The organism is Glycocaulis sp. (genome assembly GCF_052168375.1).
Taxonomy (GTDB): Bacteria; Pseudomonadota; Alphaproteobacteria; order Caulobacterales; family Maricaulaceae; genus Glycocaulis.
The window spans coordinates 1-3,758 of record NZ_JBQLZR010000160.1 but is presented as its reverse complement, the minus strand read 5'-3'; the positions used below and the strand labels follow the sequence as shown (position 1 = coordinate 3,758).

3 protein-coding genes and 1 pseudogene are annotated in these 3,758 nt (G+C 64.3%); 2 read left to right on the top strand and 2 right to left on the bottom strand.

Features of this window, described 5'->3' with window-relative positions; translation table 11 throughout:
- Positions 1-141: 141 nt before the first annotated feature.
- Positions 142-1,224 (bottom strand): 3-isopropylmalate dehydrogenase, encoded by a 1,083-nt coding sequence (gene leuB / locus ACTS2Z_RS06310; protein ID WP_442572370.1) that lies wholly within the window; start codon positions 1,222-1,224, stop codon positions 142-144.
- Between the two features lie 185 nt (positions 1,225-1,409).
- On the opposite strand from leuB, the gene ACTS2Z_RS06305 reads away from it, so the two are divergent.
- On the top strand, positions 1,410-2,435 hold the full coding sequence (locus tag ACTS2Z_RS06305; protein ID WP_442572369.1) for a helix-turn-helix domain-containing protein: 1,026 nt from the start codon (positions 1,410-1,412) through the stop codon (positions 2,433-2,435).
- Positions 2,436-2,542: 107 nt separating this feature from the next.
- Positions 2,543-3,058: a hypothetical protein gene (locus ACTS2Z_RS06300; protein WP_442572368.1), complete on the top strand. Its 516-nt coding sequence runs from the start codon at positions 2,543-2,545 to the stop codon at positions 3,056-3,058.
- A 13-nt stretch (positions 3,059-3,071) separates the two neighbouring features.
- Here the strand turns inward: ACTS2Z_RS06300 and ACTS2Z_RS06295 are convergent.
- Positions 3,072-3,758, bottom strand: a pseudogene (locus ACTS2Z_RS06295) (hypothetical protein); the annotation flags it as partial.

Here is a 3,758-nt window from a genome sequence, read left to right as displayed (position 1 = left end):
GCTTTCGGCCGGACAGCGAAGGTGCGCGGCCGGAAGCGCCGTCTTCATCGTTGAACGGCTGACCCATACCGGCACCGCGCCGGTAACTGCCGTCACGATCAGCTATGCACCGGGATACCGGATGCAGGCTGTGCTGGGCGCCTAGCCTGCCAGACGCGCCGCTATCGCCTCGCCCATGCCTTGCGTGCCAACCTGGCGTGTGTCCGGCCCGCCGGCCAGATCGGCAGTCCGGTATCCGTCGGCGAGGCAATCGCTGACGGCCTTTTCGACCAGATCGGCAAGGTCTGGCCGTTCCAGCTGGTAGCGCAAAGCCATGGCCAGGCTCAAAATCGCCGCACACGGATTGGCGACACCCTTGCCCGCAATGTCCGGCGCCGAGCCGTGAATGGGCTCGAACAGACCCGGCTGACCCGGCGCACCCAGCGCCGCAGACGGCAGCATGCCCAGCGATCCGGTCAGCATGGCCGCCTCGTCGGAGAGAATGTCACCAAACAGATTGTCGGTCAGGATCACATCGAACTGGCGCGGATGACGCACAAGCTGCATCGCGCAATTATCAGCATACATATGGCTCAGTTCGATATCGGAGAACTCGGCCGCATGGAGGGCCGTCACGGTCTCGCGCCACAGCACGCCGGACTCCATCACGTTGGCCTTTTCCACCGAGCAGACCCGGCCCTGGCGCTGGCGAGCCAGTGTGAAGGCCGTACGGGCGACCCGCTCGATCTCGCCGGTGGAATAGCTCTGGGTGTTGAAGCCCCGGCGGGTGCCATCCGGCAGTTCTTCGATACCGCGCGGCTCGCCGAAATACACCCCGCCGATCAGTTCGCGCACGATCAGTATGTCGAGGCCTTCAATCACCTCGCGCTTCAGGCTGGAGGCGTCTGCGAGTGCGCCAAAGCAGACGGCCGGGCGCAGATTGGCAAAGAGGCCGAGCCCTTTGCGAAGGTCGAGCAGACCTTGCTCAGGCCTGAGATGGTAGGCGACGTCTTTCCATTGCGGGCCGCCAACAGCCCCCATCAGCACGGCGTGGCTGGCCTTTGCCTGCGCCAGCACGTGCGGTGCCAGCGGCACGCCGTGGGCCTCGATCGAGGCGCCGCCGATTTCAGCGCTTTCCACCTCAAGGCCAAGTCCGTGACCGGTATTGAGCACGGCGATAATCCGGCGCGCTTCGTCAATCACTTCCGGTCCAATCCCGTCTCCGGGCAGTAACAGCATCTTCATCCGGCAACCCCGCCTCACACCATCGGGCCGAGCCTGCGCGAGGCCGGAAGTTTTCGCAAGCGCAGCAGTGCGCATTCGCACCTGCAGCCAGCCCCGTGCTTGCCATCACTGGCCTCAGGACTAGGGTGGCCCCGCCTCGGAAAGCCGCCAGAGACGTGCAACCGGGGCAAAGCCGGGGGGCTGATATGGCCAACTCAACCGTATTCTGCACAAGCTCGCTTGATCCGCAGACCCGCTTTGAGGCGTGGCGGGAAAGCGTCGGCGTGATCTACGAGGTCGGGCTGGATCCCGGCCGGTCCCATCCGCGTTTTCAGGCCCGGGTGGAAAGCGTGATGATCGACGACATCGTGCTGAACCGCTGCACCTCGCACACCCAGTCCTTTGCCAGACCGGCGGCCAAGTGCGCGCGGGATGGCATCGACCACTACATGCTTCAGGTCTTTCTCAAGGGCTCTGTGAGCGTCCGGCGCGGGCGCCGCAAGACGGTTACGGCAGGCGGTGGATGTGTGGTGGCGCTTGATCTGGCTGAAACGCTGGATTCGGTGAATACCGGTTTCGATCTCCTGAACCTCTTCATTCCCCGGCGCCGGCTGGCCGGTCGGCTCCTGCGCCCCGACAGCCAGCATGCTGCCACGGCAGACGCCTCGACCGGCGCCGGCAAACTGCTCGGCGACTATATCGTCTCGCTTTACCGGACAGGGGCCAATCTGGGACCGGAAGAAGAAGCGGTCGCTGCGGGCGTGGTGCTCGATCTGGCCGCTGCGGTATTCAACGCCAAGCCCGGTGTTGGTGCGGCATCGATGCCGGAAAGCTGCCACGCGCTTGTCCTGCGCGCCCGTGCGGTTATCGCGCGCGGCCTGCAGGATCGGAATCTCGGCCCGGACATGCTTGCCCGCCAGCTCAACGTATCGCGTGCGCGGCTATACCGCGCATTCAACGATATTGCCGGCATTCATGAGACGATCCGGGAAATGCGTCTGCGCCGGTGCTTTGCCGAGCTCGTCTCGCCACGCCACGCTCACCTCCCGATTGCGGAAATTGCCGATCGCTGGGGCTTTGGCGATCCAGCCCATTTCTCCCGCGCTTTCCGCACCCGTTTCGGCGTGACCCCCAGTGATGTGCGCAACACTCCTGCCCCTCAGGGCAACCGGATGTCACACACAAGCGGGCTTGACCGGTCCTACGAGACCTGGATTGAGGCAATTGGCTGATGCGACGCGGGATCAAGCCATAGAGACGGCTGGACAAGCGTAACGGTATGGCTGCAACTCAACCGCTCGAATAGCCTGATCGCCAACATCCAGACAGGAGTGCGTCCATGCGAGCCTTCATCGCCGCCGGTATTTCAGCCTTTTTCGCGTTTTCCGCCTCTGCGCAGGACATGCCGGCAGGACAGCTTCCGGCGCTAGACATACTTGTAGCGGACGAAGTGCCGGTGAATATTTTCGGCGAGATGAGCGAGGGCTGCCGCATGGATGGCGACCGCGTCATCGACGTGGTCCTCGGCAGCCTGGAACACTATGGAGTCAACTGGGTACAGGGCGACGAAAGCCATACCTGGCGCCTGATCGTGACCTTGAACGTGTTCGGTGAGGGCGGCGCGTCAGGCTGCGCAGGCAATCTGCTGATCGAGGTCTATCACCCTGCCGAGCTGGATCTGGAATTCTCCAGCGACACCTACCGCAATGATGCCATCCTCCTGCGTCTGGAAAACCGCTTTGGCCCTACGCTGGAAACCGGTGAAGCCTTGCAGGACGCCTATCTGAACTGGCTCGCCAACGAGCTGGGCGCAGGCTGGTCATTGATGCTGGAGAACCGTGCCGCAGGGGAGTAGGCAGACGAACGTGTCAGCGTTGCGGCTCTGCAGGCTCCTGCAGGTCAGGGCCTGCGTCCACCTCGTCCTCTGACGGCAGGCGGATATCGACCGGGTCACCGGCCGCATCCGGAACAACGCCTGCCTCTGCCTCTGCCTGGCGGCGTGCTTCCAGCGCATCGAGCTCGCGCAAGGCCGACGTTCCTTCGAACATGCGGCGGAATACGCCCGGCGCCAGCGCCGAGAGCGGATTGGCCGTCACGCGCGTTGCGTTGAACGGGCCTTCCGCGGTGAAAGTGACACCGACAATCCCCTCACCCCGGCGCGAGGTCAGCAATTCGCCCACCACGGGCAGGTTGCCCAGAACCGAGTTGAGCCCGTAGGACGGCAGGATGGTGCCGGAAAGGTTCAGCCGTTCGCCGGCGGTATCAACGACGCCCGTCCAGGTGAGGCCGAGCGAGGGACCAGCCACCCGCCCCTCGCGCATTTCGAGAAGACCGTTGGCGAAGGCATAGTCAACTTCCAGACGTTCAAAATCGATGCCCTGACCGGAGAACAGGCTGCCCAGCCCCTCCAGCGATCCGGCGGCGAGAATGCGCGCCAGCAAGGGCATTTGCTCGAGGCGGAAACCAGCGGCCACCAGGCGTCCCTGCACACCGCCGGGCACACCGGACGGCGGCAAAACACCTTCCAGCTCCAGCGTGCCGCCTGAAATGGTCCC

Bases quoted from the DNA above. Each gene is read 5' to 3' on its own strand.
- leuB (WP_442572370.1), bottom strand. From the start codon at position 1,224: ATGAAGATGCTGTTACTGCCCGGAGACGGGATTGGACCGGAAGTGATT.
- ACTS2Z_RS06305 (WP_442572369.1), top strand. From the start codon at position 1,410: ATGGCCAACTCAACCGTATTCTGCACAAGCTCGCTTGATCCGCAGACC.
- ACTS2Z_RS06300 (WP_442572368.1), top strand. From the start codon at position 2,543: ATGCGAGCCTTCATCGCCGCCGGTATTTCAGCCTTTTTCGCGTTTTCC.